The sequence below is a fragment of the Streptomyces yamdrokensis genome (assembly GCF_053890455.1).
Genome location: NZ_CM132679.1, coordinates 1,534,639 through 1,553,751 on the forward strand (window position 1 = coordinate 1,534,639; position 19,113 = coordinate 1,553,751).

The 19,113-nt window shown below is 72.5% G+C and carries 18 protein-coding genes; 6 read left to right on the forward strand and 12 right to left on the reverse strand.

Going from position 1 to position 19,113, the window contains the following annotated elements:
• Positions 1 to 63: 63 nt before the first annotated feature.
• Both ACWZEH_RS06210 and ACWZEH_RS06215 read right to left on the reverse strand, forming a co-directional pair.
• Positions 64 to 969 (reverse strand): S1 family peptidase, encoded by a 906-nt coding sequence (locus tag ACWZEH_RS06210; RefSeq protein WP_456196338.1) that lies wholly within the window; start codon positions 967 to 969, stop codon positions 64 to 66.
• Between the two features lie 366 nt (positions 970 to 1,335).
• A complete protein-coding gene (locus ACWZEH_RS06215) occupies positions 1,336 to 2,535 on the reverse strand; it encodes a DUF5685 family protein (protein WP_456196340.1) in 1,200 nt (399 codons plus the stop codon).
• Positions 2,536 to 2,825: 290 nt separating this feature from the next.
• Between ACWZEH_RS06215 and ACWZEH_RS06220 the strand changes: the two genes are divergently transcribed.
• Positions 2,826 to 3,263, forward strand: coding sequence for a cell division protein SepF (locus ACWZEH_RS06220; RefSeq protein ID WP_456196342.1), 438 nt, complete (start codon positions 2,826 to 2,828; stop codon positions 3,261 to 3,263).
• Positions 3,264 to 3,316: 53 nt separating this feature from the next.
• Here ACWZEH_RS06220 and ACWZEH_RS06225 read toward each other — a convergent pair whose 3' ends face one another.
• A complete protein-coding gene (locus tag ACWZEH_RS06225) occupies positions 3,317 to 4,507 on the reverse strand; it encodes an acyl-CoA dehydrogenase family protein (RefSeq protein WP_456196344.1) in 1,191 nt (396 codons plus the stop codon).
• Positions 4,508 to 4,636: 129 nt separating this feature from the next.
• On the reverse strand, positions 4,637 to 6,304 hold the full coding sequence (locus ACWZEH_RS06230; protein WP_456196346.1) for an MFS transporter: 1,668 nt from the start codon (positions 6,302 to 6,304) through the stop codon (positions 4,637 to 4,639).
• A gap of 292 nt (positions 6,305 to 6,596) precedes the next feature.
• Here ACWZEH_RS06230 and ACWZEH_RS06235 point away from each other — a divergent pair, with 292 nt between their 5' ends.
• Both ACWZEH_RS06235 and ACWZEH_RS06240 read left to right on the forward strand, forming a co-directional pair.
• On the forward strand, positions 6,597 to 7,892 hold the full coding sequence (locus ACWZEH_RS06235) for a mannosyltransferase family protein (protein ID WP_456196348.1): 1,296 nt from the start codon (positions 6,597 to 6,599) through the stop codon (positions 7,890 to 7,892).
• 266 nt (positions 7,893 to 8,158) lie between these two features.
• The gene (locus ACWZEH_RS06240) at positions 8,159 to 9,178 is read left to right on the forward strand and encodes a phosphatase PAP2 family protein (protein ID WP_456196350.1); all 1,020 of its coding nucleotides are present in this window, start codon (positions 8,159 to 8,161) and stop codon (positions 9,176 to 9,178) included.
• An 88-nt stretch (positions 9,179 to 9,266) separates the two neighbouring features.
• On the opposite strand, the gene ACWZEH_RS06245 is transcribed toward ACWZEH_RS06240, so the two are convergent.
• From ACWZEH_RS06245 to ACWZEH_RS06255, 3 genes are all read right to left on the reverse strand, one after another.
• Entirely contained in the window at positions 9,267 to 9,482 is a 216-nt protein-coding gene (locus ACWZEH_RS06245) for an I78 family peptidase inhibitor (protein ID WP_456196352.1), read from the reverse strand.
• Between the two features lie 341 nt (positions 9,483 to 9,823).
• Positions 9,824 to 10,810 carry a helix-turn-helix transcriptional regulator gene (locus tag ACWZEH_RS06250; protein WP_456196354.1) on the reverse strand — a complete coding sequence of 329 codons (987 nt, stop codon included), beginning with the start codon at positions 10,808 to 10,810 and terminating at the stop codon, positions 9,824 to 9,826.
• A 125-nt stretch (positions 10,811 to 10,935) separates the two neighbouring features.
• The gene (locus ACWZEH_RS06255; protein ID WP_456196355.1) at positions 10,936 to 11,658 is read right to left on the reverse strand and encodes a transglycosylase family protein; all 723 of its coding nucleotides are present in this window, start codon (positions 11,656 to 11,658) and stop codon (positions 10,936 to 10,938) included.
• Positions 11,659 to 12,216: 558 nt separating this feature from the next.
• Between ACWZEH_RS06255 and ACWZEH_RS06260 the strand changes: the two genes are divergently transcribed.
• Positions 12,217 to 13,041, forward strand: a complete 825-nt coding sequence (locus ACWZEH_RS06260; RefSeq protein ID WP_456196357.1) for a hypothetical protein — start codon at positions 12,217 to 12,219, stop codon at positions 13,039 to 13,041.
• Positions 13,042 to 13,160: 119 nt separating this feature from the next.
• Positions 13,161 to 13,580, forward strand: a complete 420-nt coding sequence (locus tag ACWZEH_RS06265) for a hypothetical protein (RefSeq protein ID WP_456196359.1) — start codon at positions 13,161 to 13,163, stop codon at positions 13,578 to 13,580.
• A 96-nt stretch (positions 13,581 to 13,676) separates the two neighbouring features.
• Here ACWZEH_RS06265 and der read toward each other — a convergent pair whose 3' ends face one another.
• From der to aroH, 5 genes are all read right to left on the reverse strand, one after another.
• Entirely contained in the window at positions 13,677 to 15,155 is a 1,479-nt protein-coding gene (der, locus tag ACWZEH_RS06270; protein WP_456196361.1) for a ribosome biogenesis GTPase Der, read from the reverse strand.
• 75 nt (positions 15,156 to 15,230) lie between these two features.
• On the reverse strand, positions 15,231 to 15,878 hold the full coding sequence (locus ACWZEH_RS06275) for a lysophospholipid acyltransferase family protein (protein WP_456196363.1): 648 nt from the start codon (positions 15,876 to 15,878) through the stop codon (positions 15,231 to 15,233).
• Positions 15,875 to 16,555 carry a (d)CMP kinase gene (gene cmk, locus ACWZEH_RS06280; protein WP_456196365.1) on the reverse strand — a complete coding sequence of 227 codons (681 nt, stop codon included), beginning with the start codon at positions 16,553 to 16,555 and terminating at the stop codon, positions 15,875 to 15,877. Before cmk ends, ACWZEH_RS06275 begins: the two co-directional genes overlap by 4 nt.
• Before the next feature lie 153 nt (positions 16,556 to 16,708).
• Positions 16,709 to 17,794 (reverse strand): prephenate dehydrogenase, encoded by a 1,086-nt coding sequence (locus tag ACWZEH_RS06285; protein ID WP_456196367.1) that lies wholly within the window; start codon positions 17,792 to 17,794, stop codon positions 16,709 to 16,711.
• On the reverse strand, positions 17,791 to 18,153 hold the full coding sequence (aroH, locus tag ACWZEH_RS06290; RefSeq protein ID WP_456196368.1) for a chorismate mutase: 363 nt from the start codon (positions 18,151 to 18,153) through the stop codon (positions 17,791 to 17,793). Before aroH ends, ACWZEH_RS06285 begins: the two co-directional genes overlap by 4 nt.
• A gap of 236 nt (positions 18,154 to 18,389) precedes the next feature.
• On the opposite strand from aroH, the gene ACWZEH_RS06295 reads away from it, so the two are divergent.
• Positions 18,390 to 19,106 (forward strand): nucleotidyltransferase domain-containing protein, encoded by a 717-nt coding sequence (locus ACWZEH_RS06295; RefSeq protein WP_456196370.1) that lies wholly within the window; start codon positions 18,390 to 18,392, stop codon positions 19,104 to 19,106.
• The last annotated feature ends 7 nt before the right edge of the window (positions 19,107 to 19,113 follow it).

Below are 19,113 nucleotides of genomic sequence, written 5' to 3' on the forward strand. Positions count from 1 at the left end.
GCGGTGAGGCCCTGCGCTGCGGGACCGGTGGTACCGGCCGGTCCCGGTCGGCGGGCGCCCGGCCTAGTAGACGCTGACTCCGTAGGCGCTCAGGGCCTCCGTCACCGGCTGGAAGAAGGTCGTGCCGCCGGAGGAGCAGTTGCCGCTGCCACCGGAGGTCAGACCGTACGCGGTGCCGTTGCTGCCGTAGAGCGAGCCGCCGGAGTCGCCGGGCTCGGCGCAGACCGTGGTCTGGATGAGACCGGAGACGACCTGGCCGCTGCCGTAGTTCACGGTCGCGTTGAGGGCGGTGACCCGGCCGCTGCGCGTACCCGTGGTGGAACCGTCGCGGATGACGGTGGTGCCCACGCTCGGAGTGGCCGCACGCGTGATGTCCACGCCGTTCGCGGTGCCGGGGCGGCTGACGGAACCGCTGTAGCGCACGATGCCGTAGTCGTTGCCCGGGAAGCTGGACCCTGCCGTGGAGCCGATGACCGAGGTACGCGCGGAGTTGGAGTACCAGGTGCTCGAGCCCGCGGTGCAGTGACCGGCCGTCAGGAAGTACTCGACGCCGCTGCTGCTACGGACGTTGAAGCCGAGGGAGCAGCGCCCGCTGCTCGAGTAGATGGCGTCGCCACCCTGGATGAGCTTGGTGAACTTGCCGGGCGTGCGCTTGATCTGCAGTGCGTCGGCGTCGGCGCCGGCCTCCTGCTTGATCTGCGCGATCTCGGCCTCGGACACCGTGCTGTCGACGGTGACGACAACCCGGTTGGTCTTGCTGTCGACGGCCCAGGCGGTGCCCGGGACGTCGGCTTCCAGCACCGAACCGCTGACGCTCTTGAGCTCGGCGGAGCTGAAGGTGGCGGGAGCCTCGGACGCGCTCGCGCTGGGGATCGCGATCGCGGCGGCGGCCACGAGACCGGTGGAGACGGCGATCAGCCGGGTGTGTCTCGAGATGCCGCTGCGGGGGGTGGTGCGCTTGATCCTCACTTCTCGTTCCTCCATGAAGGAAGTAGGGGGCCCTCGTGGGGTTGGGGCCCGTGAGGCGCAGTCAGGGGACCGGTAGCCCGGATTCCGAACATGCCGTGCTCCTGACAAGCGCTGGGGGTGAGTATTCGGTCCACGGCCCGGTCGACGCAAGAGTGCCTTTCGGTCGTCGCCCTGCGCACCGACCGTCCGGCACGACCCTCGCCCCCCTCACGTCACCAGCCGATACCTCCGTGCCGCAACCGGTCGCTCACACCCCGGAGATGTCCGGAAGTAATCCCTCCGAATATTCCTGCGAACGATTCTCCGAACAGGCTCCGAAGGACTCGACAACCGCCGGATGCATGTCGGGCCGCCCTGCATCCGGGTTCAGCAGTCGCACCCGCAGTCGCAGCCGCCGTCCTCACCGCAGCAGCTGCAGCACTCGCAACAACTGCAGCAGTCGCAGCACCCGCTGCAGTCGCAGTTGGAGCAGGCCTCCTTGCGCTCCCCGGTCCAGGGGTCCTCATAGGTCCCGCAGCACAACTGACACGTACAGAACAGTCCCACCCACACCGCGCACCCGGCGATCAGCCCGCGCCGGCGCGGGGGCCCGGGTGGCCCGGGCGGCACCGGGCCACCCGGACCGCCCGGGGTGCCGGGGGCGCCGGGCGGTGCGTAGGGGTGAGAACCGTGGGCACAAGAAACGGTGTCGAAGGCACGATCTACGGAGTTGGGCAGTTCATGGACGAGCAGCCGGTGAGCCAGACCGCCGTCGGTGCTGTGCCCCTCCGGGGAGACCCCGGACCCCCAGTCCACCTCGCGCAGCGCGAGGCGGATGCCACGCACGGCGTCGTCGGCGAGCCGGCGCGCCTCGGCGAGCGGCGTGCCGGTGGCGGTGAGGGGGTTCCAGGCGCCCGACACGGCGTCGGCCTCCCGGTCCTCCACTGCGTCCAGGAGATGGGCGAGCCGGCCGAAGAGCCGCCCGGCCTCGGCGAGCGGCCCGGCGTTGTGCGTCCGTCCGGCGAGTACCGCGGTGTGCGCGAAGGCGGCCGCGGTGGCGGTCTCGGTCGGTTCGGTGACGGTCAGGATCGGGGTGCCGGGGCCGGCGAGGGTCTCGATACCGGTCTGCCGGTCGACGGCGTCGACCAGGACGGCCGTGTCGAACCCGACGTCCGAACCGGTCCGTGCCCCGGCCCGGTCCCAGCTCGCAGCCACGCGGCGGGCGGCGAGAGCCACCGGGCGACGGGCCAGCAGCCCGTCCCGGTCGGCGACATGGTCGCGCACCTTGGCGGAGGCCAGGACCAGCGAGACGGCCGCCGCGAGCCGCGCGCCCTCACCGTGCGCGACGGAGGCGGTCCGCATACCGCGCAGCGGACACGGACCCGCCCTGCGTCGTCCGGCATCGGCCTGCTCGGCCTGAGCCTCCGTCAGGACGGAGACGAGCAGCCCGTCGTAGTTGGTGACGACGCGTGCGAGCTGTCCGTGGTCCCCGCGCAACGCCAGGCACAGTCCGCACAGGTGCGCCGTCCACTGGGCCGTGAGCCGTTCACCGAGCCGGTGCCGGCAGGGCCTGACGATTCCGAACATGACGTCCCCCCGTGGGTGATCCGATATGGAGCGGCGGCATCGTACCCATGGTCGCGTTCACCCGTACGCGCCGCCGATCACCCATACGCCGAGAAGAATCATATTTCACTCACAGTCAGCATCCGCTTACATCAGGACCCTTGGGGGGCTTGGGCTCTCGACGGATGCGCCCTGCACCAGTACCGTCACAAACCCCCCGCGCGGCGTCCAATCACTTGGCGCGCCATCCGCATCATGGACGACCATAGGAATGCGGAAAGCAAGAAGGACCGCTGTGAGAGGAGGCGTCCATGGGATCGGTACGCAAGGCAAGTGCCTGGCTTGGCCTCGTCGACGACAACGAAGACGAGCGTTACTACGACGACGACTACTCCGACGGAACCGAGCCCGGGGAGGCCTGGGTCACCGATCCGCGGGTCAAGGTGGCCACGGACGTCGCCGCGGAGAAGGGCCGCCGCATCGGCACGGTGACCCCGGACGGCTTCCGGGACGCCCGCGCCATCGGCGAGCTGTTCCGGGACGGCGTCCCCGTCATCATCAACCTCACCGCGATGGAGGCCGGTGACGCCAAGCGCGTCGTCGACTTCGCCGCCGGGCTGATCTTCGGTCTGCGCGGTTCCATCGAGCGTGTGTCCAACCGCGTGTTCCTGCTGAGCCCGGCCGACACCGAGGTCGTCAGCGGGGAACCGGCGGCGCACCGGTCGGACGGCTTCTTCAACCAGAGCTGAGGCGGGGCCGCTCGTCGGCCCCGCCCCTGCCCCGCCCACACGTCCCGCCCGGCCTACCGGAACGCGTCGATCCCGGTCAGTGCCTTGCCCAGCACGAGCTGGTGCATCTCCACGGTGCCCTCGTAGGTGAGCACCGACTCGAGGTTCGTCGCGTGCCGCATGACGGGGTACTCGAGCGAGATCCCGTTGGCGCCGAGGATCGTGCGGGCCGTACGGCAGATGTCGATGGCCTCTCGGACGTTGTTCAACTTGCCGAAGCTGACCTGCTCGGGCCGCAGGCGGCCGGCGTCCATGCGCCGCCCGAGATGATGGGCGAGCAGGATCCCCTTGTGCAGTTCGACCGCCATGTCGGCGAGTTTGGCCTGCGTCAGCTGGAACCCGCCGATGGGCCGCCCGAACTGCTCCCGCGACTTCGCGTAGCCGACGGCGGACTCGAAGCAGGAGCGCGCCGCACCCATCGCACCCCAGACGATCCCGTACCGGGCGTGCGTCAGGCAGCTGAGCGGTCCGCGCAGACCGGTCACCTCGGGCAGTACGGCGCCGGCGGGCAGCCGTACGTCGTCGAGGACCAGCTCGCTGGTGACGGAGGCGCGCAGCGACCACTTGTGCCTGATCTCGGGCGCCGAGAACCCGGCGCTGTCGGTGGGTACCACGAAGCCGCGGATCCCGTCGTCGGTCTGCGCCCACACCACGGCGACGCCGGCGACCGACCCATTGGTGATCCACGCCTTGCGGCCGTTCAGCACCCAGTCCCCGCCGTCGCGTTTGGCGTGGGTCCGCATGGCGGCGGGGTCGGAGCCGTGGTCGGGTTCGGTGAGCCCGAAGCAGCCGATGATCTCGCCGGCGGCCATTTCCGGAAGCCACTGTCGCTTCTGCTCCTCGCTGCCGAACCGGTGGATCGCGTACATGGCGAGCGAGCCCTGGACGGAGACCAGGGACCGGATGCCGGAGTCGGCGGCCTCCAGCTCCAGGCAGGCGAGCCCGTACTGCACGGCCGAGGCGCCCGCGCAGCCGTAGCCGCTGAGCGGCATGCCGAGCGCGCCGATCCCGCCGAGTTCCCGGGCCAGCTCGCGAATGCCGGGCAGTTCGCCCTTCTCGTACCAGTCGGCGACGTACGGCAGCACCCGGTCACCCGCCCAGGCACGCACGGTGTCCCGGACGGCCAGGTCCTCCGGTTCCAGCAGGTCGTCGAGGCCGAGCGGGTCGGCCGGGTCGAAGGGTGGCAACTTCGCGGACGCGGACATGGACACCCTCCGGGGCGATCGGGCCGGGGCCGATGCGGCTCGTGCTGCTCAACTAGCACTGCTAGTCAGGTTCGGGCCGACGTTACGGCGCGGTGCCGCGCACGTCCACCCGTCGCCCCGCGGCACGCCTCACACCGAGACGCGGGACTCTGCGGCCTTTCTCGGCGCGGGGAGACCGGCCGCCTCGGCGGGCACATCGGCCGGAGCCCGGGCGGGTCCGCCCGTGGGTACCTCGGCCAACGTCTCCCCCGCGGACGCCGGCTCGCACTGCATCGTCCGCGGCAGCCGCAGCGCCATGACGGCCCCGAGCAGCAGCAGGGCCGCGCTGACCAGCAGGGTCACATGCAACCCGTGCACGAAGGCGTGGCGGGCCGCGTCCCTCAGGGCGGCTCCGGCGGGCCCTCCCAGCTGCGCGGCGACCCCGTAGGCCTCGCCCAGCGAGTGCCGCGCCGCCGAGGACTCCGAGGCGGATACCCCGGGAACGTCCCGGAGGCCGGGCGCGTAGGCCGCGTTCATGACGCTGCCGAGGAGCGCGATCCCGATTCCGGCGCCCAGCTGGTACGAGGTCTCGCCTATGGCGGCGGCCCCGCCCGCCTGTTCCGACGGTGCCTCGCTCAGCATCGACTCGTACGCCCCGAACAGGGTGGTCTCCAGACCGAAGCCGAGCAGGACGAATCCGCTCAGCAGCAGGACGCGGTTGTCCTGCCCGCCCATCGGGGTCAGCAGCAGCACCGCGGCGGCCGTCAGGCAGAAACCGGAGAAGACCATGCGGCGCGGTCCGAACCGGCGCAGCAGCCGCGCGCCGGCCAGCCCCGCCGCCATCGCGGCGAACGTCAGCGGCAGCAGGCGGAGTCCGGTCTCCAGCGGGGAGAGTCCGAGGACGAGCTGGAGGTACTGCGCGGCGATCAGTTCCAGTCCGACCAGGGCGAGCATCGCCAGCACGATGCAGCCCACCGAAGTGCTGAACGCCGGCCGGGCGAACATCCGCAGGTCGACCAGCGGATGCGTGCGCCGGCGCTGCCGGCGGACGAAGGCGGCCAGCAGGGCGGTGCCCGCGGCCAGCGACAGTACGGTCCACAGGCCCCCGGCGGACTCACCGCCGAGCCGCTTCACGCCGAGGACCACCGCGAACAGTCCGGCGGCGGCCATCAGCGCGCCCGTCACGTCCCAGGGGCCGGCGCCGTCCCCCTTCGACTCGGGCAGCAGGATCCTGCCCACCGGGAGGCTGACCAGCATCAGCGGGATGTTGATGAGGAAGACCGAACCCCACCAGAAGTACTCGAGCAGGAAACCGCCGAGCAGCGGCCCGACCGCCGCGCCCACCGCGGCGACCGCGCTCCAGATGCCGATGGCGAGCGCCCGCTCGCGCCGGTGGGGGAAGACCTGCCGCAGGATCGACAGCGTCGCGGGCATGATCATCGCGCCGCCGACGCCGAGCAGCGCCCGTGCCGCGATCAGCACCGGCGCGCTGTCCGCGAGGGCCGCCAGTGCGGAGGCGACGCCGAACAGGGCGTAGCCGAGCAGGAGGACGCGTCTGCGGCCGACCCGGTCGCCCAGGGTGCCGAAGAGGATCAGCAGCGAGGCGCAGACCAGCGGGTAGGCGTCGACGATCCAGAGCAGTTCCATCGCACCGGGCCTGAGGTCCTCCGTGACGGCGGGGACCGCCACGTGCAGCACGGTCGCGTCGACGGCGACGAGCAGCAGGCTGGCGCAGAGGACGACGAGTACCACCCAGCGGTTGGCACCGGCCCCGGCCGCCCGACGGCGCAGCGCGGCGGCCGTGGTCGTCCCGGACATGTACAGACCTCCCAGATGTTCCCTCGCCCTCGGCGGGCTCACGGGGTGGGGACTCCCCCGTGACTCGGCCGGAGAGGAGCGGTAGGGCTCCGGCCCGCGCGACGAACGGCGAGTGACAGGCAGCGTACGCGAGGCCGCGCCGGTATCGAGTGGCGGGCCTCTCACATCTCGGGCGCACAGGTGTGGCGTGCGCCACTTCCGCACCACGGCCCACCGCTTCCCGCAGCCCGCTCCAGGGGTTCGCACGCCCCGTGCGAGGGACCGGCCGCGCCCCCGGTCGATAATCGGGCCCGTGACCGATCTCGAGACGCGTGCCGCGCCGGCCCGCCCCGGAGCACTGCGCAGGGCCGCGCCGGCGCTCCTCGGGTACGCCGCCGTGCGCGCCCTGGGCCTCCTCGTCCTGACCCTGTGGAGCGAGGCACGCGGCAAGAGCGCGTACACCTTGCTCACGGCCCGCTGGGACGCCCTGTGGTACACGAGGGTCGCGGAACTGGGGTACGGCTACGAAGTACGCCTGGCGAACGGGGACGTGCACTCGAACCTGGCCTTCTTCCCCCTGCTCCCCTGGCTGGAGCGACTGGTGGCGGCGGTGTCGCCGCTGTCGCACGCGGACGGGGGCTTCGTGGTCGCCGTATCGGCCTCGCTCGCCGCGGCCTGGGGGATCTTCGCGGTGGCCGACCATGCGTACGGGCCGCGGGCCGGGGTGGGCGCGGTGATGCTCTGGGCGGTGCTGCCGGTCGGGATCGTCCAGTCGATGGCGTACAGCGAGTCCCTGTTCACCGCGCTCGCCGCGTGGTCGCTGTACGCGGTGCTGACCGGGCGCTGGGTGACGGCCGGAGTCCTGGCGGCCCTGGCCGGTCTGACCCGCCCGGTCGGGCTGGCGGTGGTCGCGGCCGTCTGGGCGGCGGGCGTCGTCTCCTTCCTGCACGAGCGCCGCGCCCGTGAGGACGAGCGCCGCCCGTTCGGGGGAAGCGGTGGCGCGGCGACGGTGAACGGCGCGCGCCCCGGGGAACGCGCCGCACCGGAGGGGGCCACCCGGCGCATGACACGTGCCGGGGGCGCGTTCGTCCCGCCGGGCGCCCCCGGGGCGGGTGTCCGCCGGGCGCTCGGCCTGTTCGTCGCTCCGCTCGGTGCCGCCGGTTACGTTCTGTGGGTCGGGCACCGGACCGGGGAGGGCCTGTTCGGGTATCTCGCGGTGCAGGCGGGCTGGCGGAACGGGTTCGACGGCGGTTTCGCCTTCGCCCGGTTCACGGCGGAGAAGTTCACGTCGTTTCCGTCGGCCCCGGCGGGACTCGGACTGATCCTCGGGGTCGGACTGCTGGTCCGGCTGTACGTGCTCTGTGTACGGCAGCGCCAGCCGCTCCCGCTGCTGGTGTACGCCGGGGTCGTCACCCTCCTCGCCCTGTGCGCGTCGAGCTACTTCGGCTCGAAACCGCGTCTGCTGATGCCCGCCTTCCCGTTGCTGCTGCCCCCCGCCCTGGCCCTGGCCCGGCTGCGTACGCCCGGGCCGGCGCTGGTGGTGGGGTCCCTCGCGGTGGCCTCCGCGGTGTACGGCGCCTTCTGGCTGAACGGCTCCGGGCCACCCTGACCGCTCCCGCGGACCCCGCCCGGCCCCTCCCGCACCGACGGTCGGTGAGCACCGGGGAAAATCTGCACCAGCCTTCGGTGAACGCATTCCAAAAGCGCGATAAAGCAGCCCTCTCGAATGATCAAAGGAATTGAGGGCGACCATGGCCGGAGATTGCCGATTCGCGGAAAACAAAGGCCGCCTTGAGAGCAATCCCACATCACATCGTCATCACAAAGCCACTGATTCGACGGAGAAGCACGTTCACTCCCTGTAACGTCGATTGGGTGCGTACCGAACGGAAGACCACCCGTCTGGACCGGGTGTTCGCGAGGCTGGATCGTGAGCCGGAACGACCGGCCCACCTCGACGTGCCTCGAATGAGCCGGCACCGGACGGTGCTTTTCGGCTCCACCCTGGCCTTCTACGTGGCGATCGTGTGGGCCGTCGTCATCACGTCCTGGCTGGTCCGGCTGGACTGGCAGGTGATGTTCTTCCGCCCGTACGAGCAGTGGGCGGAGCTGCACGCCTTCGTCGACTACTACGTGGTGCTCGGCCAGCGCGGTCCGACCGCGGTGATGGTCGCGGCCTGGCTCGGCTGGCGCTCCTGGCGGCAGCACACCCTGCGTCCGCTGCTCGCGCTCGCGGTATCCCTGCTGTTGCTCAACGTCACCGTAGGCGCCGCGAAGTACGGCATGGGGCGCCTCGGACCGCACTACGCCACCGAGATCGGCTCCAACGAGATGTGGCTCGGCGGCAGTATATTTCCCAGCGGCCACACCGCGAACGCCGTGGTGACCTGGGGAATCCTGGCCTATCTGGCCTCCACTCCCTGGGCCCGGCGCTGGTTGTCCGCCTTGTCCGCGGTGACCTCGCTCGGCGTCGGGCTCTCCACCGTCTACATCGGCACCCACTGGCTGAGCGATGTCCTGCTGGGCTGGGTGGCGGGGCTGCTGATCCTGCTGGCCCTGCCCTGGTTCGAGCCGCTGATCGCCCGTGCCGAGGACCGGATCTTCGGCTGGCGCGACCACTGGCGGGACCGCGGACAGGCCCGGCGGGGCCGGACGGCACTCACGGCCCCCGCCGCCACGGCCCTGGTCATGCTCAAGCCGCTCACCGGCCGTGAGGGCAGCGCGGCCCCCGAGCCGGTCTCGGCGTCCCGCTCGGCCGGTCGGCCACCCGCCCGTCTGACGCCGGGACCGCACTCGACGCGTGGGGAGCGCACACCGGTCACCCCCGCCGGGAGCCGCCGCCCGCCGCACGGCGAGCGTCACCCGCGCGGCAACACCCCGGCGACCCGCCCCTGACGGCCCCACCGGGCCCCGCGGCGACAGCCCGGTACGCCCGCCCGCCCCGGCCCCGGCTCCCTCGTGGAACCGGGGCCGTCGCCGTGTCTCAGCCCTTCCAGGACCTCGCCACCGTGCCGTCCTTCACCTCGAAGTTCAGCCGTCCCACCCGGTACTCCATGGTGATGATCGCGCCCGGCGGCAACGCCCGGACCGTCGCCCAGCCGCGCTCGCGCGCGAGCTGCTCGGCCCGGGCCGCGGGCAGGCCCACATAGGCGTCCGGACTGTCGTCGGGTTCCGCGGAAGGTGTCGGAATGGGTGCCATACGGTCACGCTATGCCCTGCCCGGCGGACGGGGAAGGCCGGACCGGGAACACCTGCCCGGGATCCCCCGGCGGTCACACTTCTGTCACAGGATCACGACAGACGTTTATGCCCACGACCCTCACACGAATGGGTGATTTGGAGTCTCTGCATGCGGAGGTCCAACACAATTCCCGGCCCTCGCGCCGACGCCGCGGATAAACCGGGGAAGGGCTCCCGAAGAAGTACCCCGGAGCCCGTTCAGGCCATTCCATTCCGTCGAGGTGACCACAGGCGCGCGTTCCCGACGGCGGTTCCCCACGGAAAATCCGCCGTTCCCCCACACGATCCGCCCGCCCCGCGTCAGTTCGCCGCGTCCGGTTCCCCCGCCCGGGACAGGGCGCGGGAGAGCCGGTCGCGGGCCTCGGCCACCACGTCGGTCAGCCCTGCCGGCTCCAGCACCTCGAACTCGAAGCCCAGCAGCAGCACGTGGATCATCAGGACCTCGAAGCTCGCCGCCCCGGTGCTCAGGACACAGGTGTCCGGCCCGTCCGCCCGGAGCGCGCCGGAGGATGGCGGGATCCGCTCCGCGGCCACCTCGACGGGCACCAGCAGCCGGACCGCGGCCTGCGAGGCGTACGCGCGCGTGGAGATGCCCCGGGAGACATAGGCGGCCAGGTCCCCGGCCGGGGGCTCACGCGGGACGAAGCGCGGGCCGTGCGGGGGCCTCGGGCTGACACGGTCCACCCGGAAGGTGCGCCAGTCCTCGCGGCCGAGGTCCCAGGCCACCAGGTACCAGCGGCGTTCCGAGCACACCAGACGGTGCGGTTCCACGGTGCGGCGACTCGTCGCGCCCCCATGGTCGCGGTACTCGAAGCGCAGACGTTCGGTGTCGCGGCAGAGCTGGGCGAGTTCGGTGAGCAGGGCCGGGTCGACGGCGTCGGCGCCCGGTCCGCGCAGCATCGGCACGGTGACGGCGTTCAGGGCGCCGACCCGGCGGCGCAGCCGGTCCGGCAGTACCTGTTCCAGCTTGGCCAGGGCCCGCACCGAGGTCTCCCCGATGCCCTCGATGCCCTGCCCGGCCGCCGTACGCAGCCCGACCGCGACGACGACGGCCTCGTCGTCGTCCAGCAGCAGCGGCGGCAGTTCGGCCCCCGCGCCCAGCTGGTAGCCACCGCCGGTTCCGGGGCTGGCGTTGACGGGGTAACCGAGCCCGCGCAGCCGGTCCACGTCCCGGCGCAGGGTCCGGGAGCTGACCCCGAGCCGCTCGGCCAGATCGGCGCCGGGCCACTCACGGTGGGCCTGGAGCAGGGACAGCAGACGCAGCAGACGTGCCGAGGTCTCCAACATGGGCCGAGTCTGTCAGCCCTTGCGGACAGCTGCTGTCCGCAAGGGGGCAGGCCCGCCCGGCGGCCGGAAACCGGTGGCCGGACGGGACCTCGCCCCACCTCGGAGCCCGGTGCGTCCGGGGCGGATCAGAGCACGAGACGCTGTCCGGGCAGGATCACGTCGGGGTCGCCGCCGATGACGGCCTCGTTGGCGGCGTGCAGCTGCTGCCAGGTGGTGCCGTGCCGGGCGGCGACGGCGCTCAGCGTGTCGCCCGCGCGGACGGTGTAGTCACCGCCGGACGAGCTCCGCTGCGCGCCGCCCGACGACTGGGCCGGCTCCTTCGACGGGACCGACCGCTTCGGCCGGGTGGGCTGGTCCGACTGGTTCGACGAGGTCGACCGCGGGGAGGACTCCGCCGGCTTCGCGGGCTTCGCCGGGGCCTCCCCGGCGGCCACCGAGCCGGCGCCGGGCGCGCTTCCGGACGCCCCGGCACGTGCCGAGCAGGTGGGCCAGGCACCCCAGCCCTGCCCCTGCTGGACCTTGGTGGCGACGGCGATCTGCTGGGCCCTGGTGGCCCGGTCGGCGGTCGGCGCGTAGGCCGTGCCGCCGTACGCGCGCCACGTGGAGGCGGAGAACTGGAGTCCGCCGTAGTAGCCGTTGCCGGTGTTGATGTGCCAGTTGCCGCCGCTCTCGCACTGTGCGATGCGGTCCCACACCCCGCTGTCCGCCGCCGCGGCGCTGCCGGCCGACGCCAGCAGCCCGAGGGGCGCGAGCAGTGCCGCGCCGGCCAGAGCCGCCGCCGTACGGGGCTTCGGGGTCTTCCGGGTGCTGCGGACGTCGTCGCGGGTGGTGTCGGCACAATCGGACATGTAGTTCCCTCTCCAAGGACCCGGGGTCCCCCAGGGCAAAGCGCCGTCGCCGCGTCATGGGACACGGCGGGTCGCGCTCGCCCCGCCCGCCGTCGGGTCGTGCGACGGATCCGGTGGTGCGATGGATCCGGCTGGTGCGGTCGGCGGACGTTCCCGAGCGGTGCTCGCTGCACACGGCGGAGGAATCTAGGCAGCCGGCCGGACCGGCATCAAGCAACTCCCCGTACTCGCAGGCCAGTTCGCGATTACCCGCGGTATCGGCGATTTCAGGACACCCACTTCATTCCTTGATTTCATGACTTGTCGACCAACGGGCCACGTCCTCTGTGAGCCACCTCACCCGACCAACGGCATTGAGACTGCGGTCATTTGACGTTGAGTGTCCGGTCGCACACCGCAGGTGACCGTGGGCGCGGGATGGTTCGATTCCGTTCGCTCCCGGGCGTGACTCCCGCCACAGATCGCCCGTTGTCATCTGTATGAGCCGGGGACCCGTCCCGGACCACGGGCCGGGACCCACCCGGCCTCGCCACGCACCGCATCCCGAGGGAGCCACCCGTGCCGCGCATGCTCGACGTCAGCGACGAGGTACGCGCCGAGATCGGCGACGAAGAAGCCGACCGCCTGCTCGCCGGAGATTCCGCCCCGGGCGGTTACGACTGCACCTCCTGCCGCACACCGGGCGATCCGGAGCAGGAGCGGACCAGCACTGTCCTGTTCATCGGGGACGAGACCGCCGTTCTCGCCTTCGCCCACTCCACCTGCCTGCCCTCACAGGTGGTCCAGGTCACCGAGGCGCAGCTCCAGGGCGCCGTGCGGTCCATCAACGGCGACGCCGCGGCTTTGCCGGCACCCGTGCAGAACGCGCAGGCCGCTCCCGGTCAGGCCGTCGCGCAGCACGTCGTGCCGGAGCAGGCCGTGCTCGGCGTGACCAGCGGGCTGGTCCTGATCGCCGGGGAGTTGCACCCGGCGCTGGTCGTCGAGCCGACCGCGCCGGTGGCGCGGCCCGGCTCACTCGGGTCCGGCGACGACTTCCTGCCGCTGCTCGTCGAGCAGGGCTTCACGCCCGTGACCGAGCTGTCCACCGCGCCGTCCGTGCTGCACGGCTGGTCGGTCCTGCTGGCCGTGGGGCAACTGCACGCGGTGCTCCAGCCGAACCCGAACGGCGGACAGCCGGTGGCCTGGTGGCAGGCGCACCAGCCGCTCCAGGTCACCGAGGGCTGGCGGGCGGCCGCCAACAAGCACCAGCAGGTCCTGCTGTTCGCGGCTCCGGTCGGCTCGATCGGCCGTCAGCCGCGCGAGGACCTGCTGCGCGACGCGCTGGACAGGGCCGCGGCGAACGGAAGGCTGGTCGCGGCGGCACTGCCGCTCGCCGGTCTCTGACCGGCCGATGACCGACGGCTGACACCCGAGCGGCACCCGGCCCCGGCCGGCAGGCCGGTGACCGGCGAAAACCCGTACCACGGCCGCATCCCTTGCCGGGCGGGGTCGTTTGGAGATATGTGCACGCATACGACGCTCCCCGCCGCCGGCCCTTCCCGTTGGTCCCCGCTCCCGTGCGGTCGGCTCAGGACTCCGCGGGCGGCCCTTCGGCCACGCCGATCTACGACGCGCTCTACGCCGAGTACGTGAAGTCCTTCCGCTCACTGCCGGGTGACCGCAGCGGTGAGGAGAAGCTGGGCTTCACCGCCTTCGGAAGTGGCCCGCACGGTACGGGCTCGTCCGTCGGCCACGGCTCGGGGACGTTCGGCGGTTCCGTCGGCGGCGGATCGTACGGCGCCTACGGCGCGGGGGCCGACGACGCCCGCCAGAGCGAGGGCCGGCAGCCGCAGTGGCAGCGCGTCCCGGCGGTCGGCCGGCACGCCATCGGGCGGCCCCACGCGCCGGCGGCACTGCCCCCGGCCCCGCGCCGGGAGACCTGATCCGGGGCCACCGGACCCGGGCCCTGTCGACCAGGCATGGTGGAGGGGGCGGTCCCGGCCGGGACCGCCCCCTCCACCATGCCTGCCGTCGTTACGTCACTTCTTCTTGCCACGCTTCTCGCGCACCCGCACCGAGATGTGGATGGGCGTGCCCTCGAAGCTGAACTCCTCGCGCAGCCGGCGCTCGATGAACCGCCGGTAGCCCGCCTCGATGAAGCCGGAGGCGAACAGCACGAACCGCGGCGGCCTGGTGCCCGCCTGCGTGCCGAACAGGATGCGCGGCTGCTTGCCGCCCCGCACGGGGTGCGGGTGGGCGGCGACCAGCTCGCCGAGGAAGGCGTTCAGCCTCCCTGTCGGGACGCGGGTCTCCCAGCCCGCCAGGGCCGTCTCGATCGCCGGGACCAGCTTCTCCATGTGGCGTCCCGTACGGGCCGACACGTTCACCCGCGGCGCCCAGACGACCTGGCCGAGCTCGGTCTCGATCTCCCGCTCCAGGTAGTAGCGGCGCTCCTCGTCGAGGGTGTCCCACTTGTTGAACGCGAGGACGAGCGCGCGCCCCGCCTCGACGGCCATGGTGACGATGCGCTGGTCCTGCACCGAGATGGAGTCGGCGGCATCGAGGAGGACGACGGCGACCTCGGCCTTCTCGACGGCGGCGGCGGTGCGCAGCGAGGCGTAGTAGTCGGCGCCCTGCTGGAGGTGGACCCGCTTGCGGATGCCCGCGGTGTCGACGAACTTCCAGGTCTTCCCGCCCAGCTCGATCAGCTCGTCGACGGGGTCGCGGGTGGTACCGGCGACCTCGTTGACGACGACGCGCTCCTCACCGGCGACCTTGTTCAGCAGCGAGGACTTGCCGACGTTCGGGCGGCCGATCAGGGCGATCCGGCGCGGGCCGCCGACCGCGGCGTTGAAGGTCTGCGCGGGCGCCTGCGGCAGCGCCTCCAGGACCTGGTCCAGCATGTCGCCGGTGCCGCGGCCGTGCAGGGCGGAGACCGGGTGCGGCTCACCCAGGCCCAGGGCCCACAGGTAGGAGGCGTCGGCCTCACCGCTCGGGCCGTCCACCTTGTTGGCGCACAGGACGACCGGCTTGCCGGCCTTGCGCAGCAGCCGGACGACCGCCTCGTCCGTGTCCGTCGCGCCCACCTTGGCGTCCACCACGAAGACCACGGCGTCGGCCGCCTCGATCGCGTACTCGGCCTGCGCGGCCACGGAGGCGTCGATGCCGAGGACGTCCTGCTCCCAGCCGCCGGTGTCGACGACCTTGAAGCGGCGGCCCGACCACTCGGCCTCGTAGGTGACGCGGTCGCGGGTGACGCCCGGCTTGTCCTCGACGACCGCCTCACGGCGGCCGATGATGCGGTTCACCAGGGTCGACTTGCCGACATTGGGCCGGCCGACGACGGCGAGCACGGGCAGCGGGCCGTGTCCGGCCGCCTCGAGGGCACCCTCGACGTCCTCGAGGTCGAAGCCCTCCTCCGCGGCGAGCTCCATGAACTCCGCGAACTCGGCGTCGCCGAGCGCCCCGTGCTCGTGCTCGTGCTCGGCCGAGCCGTCGGGCTGGATGTGGTCGTTCATGAAGTCCGTACCTCGTTGTTCATCGTGGTGGTCGGTGGAGCACCCGATTCCGGGCGTTCCACTACTCAGTGTCCGCTAGCGCCCGGTGAGGCGCCTGGCGTTTTCCAGGTGCGCGGTGAGCTGCTTCTGGATGCGTTCGGTCGCCCCGTCCAGTGCCTTGCGGGTACGCCTGCCGCTGCCGTCACCCGCGTCGAAGGGGTCTCCGAAGACGACGTCGACGCGGGAGCGCAGCGGGGGCAGCGCCTTTGTCAACCGTCCGCCCCGCCCGGAACTTCCCAGGACCGCGACGGGCACGATCGGCGCGCCGCCGCGCAGGGCGAAGTAGGCGAGCCCCGCGCGCAGCGAGACGAAGTCCCCCTCCCCGCGGGTGCCCTCGGGGAAGATACCGAGGACGCCGCCCTGCTCCAGGACGCCCAGCGCCCGGGAGATGGCCGTGCGGTCGGTGGTGGTCCGGTCCACCTTCACCTGGCCGATGCCGGTCAGGAACGGGTCGAGCGGCCCGACGAACGCCTCCCGCTTGATCAGGAAGTGCGTCGGCCGGGGCGAGACGCCCATGACCATCGGGCCGTCGATGTTGTGGGAGTGGTTCACGGCGAGGAGCACCGGGCCGGTCGCGGGCATCCGCCAGGCACCCAGCACGCGCGGCTTCCAGAAGCCGTACATCAGGCCGACGCCGATACGCCGCCCCACCTCGGCGCCCCGCGCCGACGGAAGACGGGTCACCGGCCGGCTCGCTTCTCCTCGACGAGGGTGACGACGCACTCGATGACCTGGTGCAGGGACAGGTCGGTGGTGTCCACCTCGACCGCGTCGTCCGCCTTGGCCAGCGGGGAGGTCTTGCGGCTGGAGTCGGCCGCGTCCCGCTTGACCAGGGCCTCACGCGTGGCGTGCAGGTCGGCGCCCTTGAGCTCACCGCTGCGCCGGGCGGCCCGCGCCTCGGGGGAGGCGGTGAGGAAGATCTTCAGGTCGGCGTCCGGCAGCACGGTGGTCCCGATGTCCCGGCCCTCGACGACGATGCCGGTGACGGCGGAGGCGGCGATCGTGCGCTGCAGCTCGGTGATCCGGGCGCGCACCTCGGGGACCGCGCTGACCGCGCTGACCTTGGAGGTGACGTCCTGCTCGCGGATCGGGCCGGCCACGTCGACGCCGTCGACCGTGATGGCGGGGCACTCCGGGTCGGTGCCGGAGACGATCTCGGGCTTGCCGGCCGCGGCGGCGATCGCGGAGGGGTCGGCGGTGTCCATCCCGTTGGTGACCATCCACCAGGTGATCGCCCGGTACTGGGCGCCGGTGTCCAGGTAGCTCAGGCCGAGCTGTGCCGCCACGGCCTTCGACGTGCTCGACTTGCCCGTGCCGGACGGGCCGTCGATGGCGACAATCACTGGCGTGGAGCTTTCCACAGTGGGGACCTTCCTGGACCTGGCTGTCGGGGAACGGGGCGCGAGACCGCCCCGCACAAGGTTACTGGGTGTGCGTCCCCCGATCGGCCGTACCCGGGCCCGGTCGCCCGTCACCCACCGCGCTCACTGCTCGCCGCCGCCGTCCGGCGGGTGCTACTGCCGGATCGACCAGCCCCGCTCCCGCAGCCCCGCGGTGAGCACCGCGGCCGCCTTGGGCTCCACCATGAGCTGCACCAGGCCGGCCTGCTGCCCGGTCGCGTGCTCGATCCGGACGTCCTCGATGTTGACGCCCGCCCGGTCCGCGTCCGCGAAGATCCGTGCCAGCTGGCCCGGCTGGTCGTCGATGAGCACCGCCACGATCTCGTACGCACGCGGGGCCGAGCCGTGCTTGCCCGGAACCCGCACCTGACCCGCGTTGCCGCGGCGCAGCATGCCCTCGATGCCGGTGCTGCCCTCGCGCCGCTCGTCCTCGTCGCAGGACTGCAGCGCGCGCAGGGACCGTACGGTCTCCTCCAGGTCGGCGCCGATGTCGGTGAGCAGGTCGGCGACCGGACCCGGGTTCGCGGAGAGGATGTCGATCCACATCCGGGGGTCGGAGGCGGCGATCCTGGTCACGTCCCGGATGCCCTGGCCGCACAGCCGTACGGCGGCCTCCTCGGCGTGTTCCAGCCGCGCGGCGACCATGCCGGCCACCAGGTGCGGCATGTGGGAGACGAGGGCCACGGCACGGTCGTGGGCGTCGGCGTCCATGACGACCGGGACCGCCCTGCAGTGCGAGACCAGTTCGAGGGCGAGGTTCAGCACCTCGGTGTCGGTGTCCCGGGTGGGCGTGAGGACCCAGGGGCGGCCCTCGAAGAGGTCCGCGCCGGCGGCCAGCGGGCCGGACTTCTCACGGCCGGACATGGGGTGCGTACCGATGTACGCCGAGAGGTCGAGGCCCCGCTGCTCCAGTTCACGGCGCGGCCCGCCCTTGACGCTGGCGACGTCGATGTAGCCGCGCGCCACTCCGCGCTCCATGGCGTCGGCGAGCACCCCGGCCACGTGGGCGGGCGGGGCGGCGACGATCGCCAGGTCCACCGGCCCCTCGGGGGCCCCCTCGGTACCGGCGCCGAGCGCGGCGGCCGTACGGGCCTGCTCCGGGTCGTGGTCGACGAGGTGGACGGTGACGCCCCGCCGGGACAGGGCGAGGGCGGCGGACGTGCCGATCAGTCCGGTACCGATGACGAGTGCGGTTCTCACTGGGCGATGTCCTTGCGCAGGGCCGCCGCGGCGCCGAGGTACACATGGGTGATGGCGGCGCGCGGCCGGTCGGACTCCGTGTGCGCGAGGACGCGGACGACGCGGGGCAGGGCGCCCTCGATGTCCAGTTCCTGGGCGCAGATCAGGGGGACGTCGACGATGCCGAGCTTGCGGGCGGCGGCGGCCGGGAAGTCGCTGTGCAGGTCGGGCGTGGCCGTGAACCAGATGCTGATCAGGTCGTCCGTGGCCAGCTCGTTGCGCTCCAGCACGGCGGTGAGCAGCGCGCCGACCTGTTCCTCCATGTGGCCGGCCTCGTCCCGCTCGAGCTGGACGGCGCCCCGGACCGCTCGTACCGCCACGGTGATGCTCCTTGCTGACGTACCGAATGCGTCGATTGTTACGGACATGCCTGGACAGCCGGACGTACCGGCGCGCATGCCGACTGTCCGGTCGTCCAGCCTAGTCAGAACGGGCGCGGCCGGTGTCCGGTGCCCGCCCGCCGAGACGGCCGGCGCGACAGCGCCGCCCGGCGAGCGGATCACGGTGGAGGGAGATCCGGTTCGTCCGGCGCGGGCCGGCCCGTATGCTCCCGGGCATGTGCTCCGCCGAGTTCCTGGTCCGCGACCACACGGTCTACGCCTGTGTCATGGGCTCGCGCGCCTTCGGCCTGGCCACGGAGGACAGCGACACCGACCGCCGGGGCGTCTTCCTCGCCCCCACTCCCCTGTTCTGGCGCTTGGAGAAGCCGCCCACGCATGTCGAGGGTCCGGCCGAGGAGCAGTTCAGCTGGGAGCTGGAACGCTTCTGCGAGCTGGCCCTGCGCGCCAACCCCAACGTCCTGGAGTGCCTGCACTCGCCGCTCGTGGAGTACGCCGACGACACCGGCCGCGAACTGCTCGCCCTGCGCGACGCGTTCCTCTCCCGCCGGGTCCACGAGACGTTCACCCGGTACGCGTACGGCCAGCGCCGCAAACTGGAGGCCGATGTCCGCGCGCACGGGGCACCCCGCTGGAAGCACGCGATGCATCTGCTCCGTCTGCTGGCCTGTGCCCGCGACGTGCTGCGCACGGGCGTCCTCACCATCGACGTGGGCGGGCAGCGCGAGCAGCTGCTCGCGGTGAAGCGGGGCGAGGTGCCCTGGTCCGAGGTCGAGGCCCGGATGGCCCGGCTGGAGCGGGAGGCCGGTGAGGCGCTGCGCCGTACGCCGCTGCCGGAACAACCGGACCGACGCCGGATCGAGGACTTCCTGGTCCGCGTCCGCCGCGCTTCCGCCCTGCGGGCGGGGCAGGGCGGCGGGGGCCCCTCGTCATGAGCCCTCC

What these genes read in the sequence shown, in the direction of transcription:
- ACWZEH_RS06220 (WP_456196342.1), top strand. Translation starts at nt 2,826, where the DNA reads ATGGGATCGGTACGCAAGGCAAGTGCCTGGCTTGGCCTCGTCGACGAC.
- ACWZEH_RS06255 (WP_456196355.1), bottom strand. Translation starts at nt 11,658, where the DNA reads ATGTCCGATTGTGCCGACACCACCCGCGACGACGTCCGCAGCACCCGG.
- ACWZEH_RS06245 (WP_456196352.1), bottom strand. Translation starts at nt 9,482, where the DNA reads ATGGCACCCATTCCGACACCTTCCGCGGAACCCGACGACAGTCCGGAC.
- der (WP_456196361.1), bottom strand. Translation starts at nt 15,155, where the DNA reads ATGAACGACCACATCCAGCCCGACGGCTCGGCCGAGCACGAGCACGAG.
- ACWZEH_RS06230 (WP_456196346.1), bottom strand. Translation starts at nt 6,304, where the DNA reads ATGTCCGGGACGACCACGGCCGCCGCGCTGCGCCGTCGGGCGGCCGGG.
- ACWZEH_RS06215 (WP_456196340.1), bottom strand. Translation starts at nt 2,535, where the DNA reads ATGTTCGGAATCGTCAGGCCCTGCCGGCACCGGCTCGGTGAACGGCTC.
- ACWZEH_RS06295 (WP_456196370.1), top strand. Translation starts at nt 18,390, where the DNA reads ATGTGCTCCGCCGAGTTCCTGGTCCGCGACCACACGGTCTACGCCTGT.
- ACWZEH_RS06250 (WP_456196354.1), bottom strand. Translation starts at nt 10,810, where the DNA reads ATGTTGGAGACCTCGGCACGTCTGCTGCGTCTGCTGTCCCTGCTCCAG.
- ACWZEH_RS06225 (WP_456196344.1), bottom strand. Translation starts at nt 4,507, where the DNA reads ATGTCCGCGTCCGCGAAGTTGCCACCCTTCGACCCGGCCGACCCGCTC.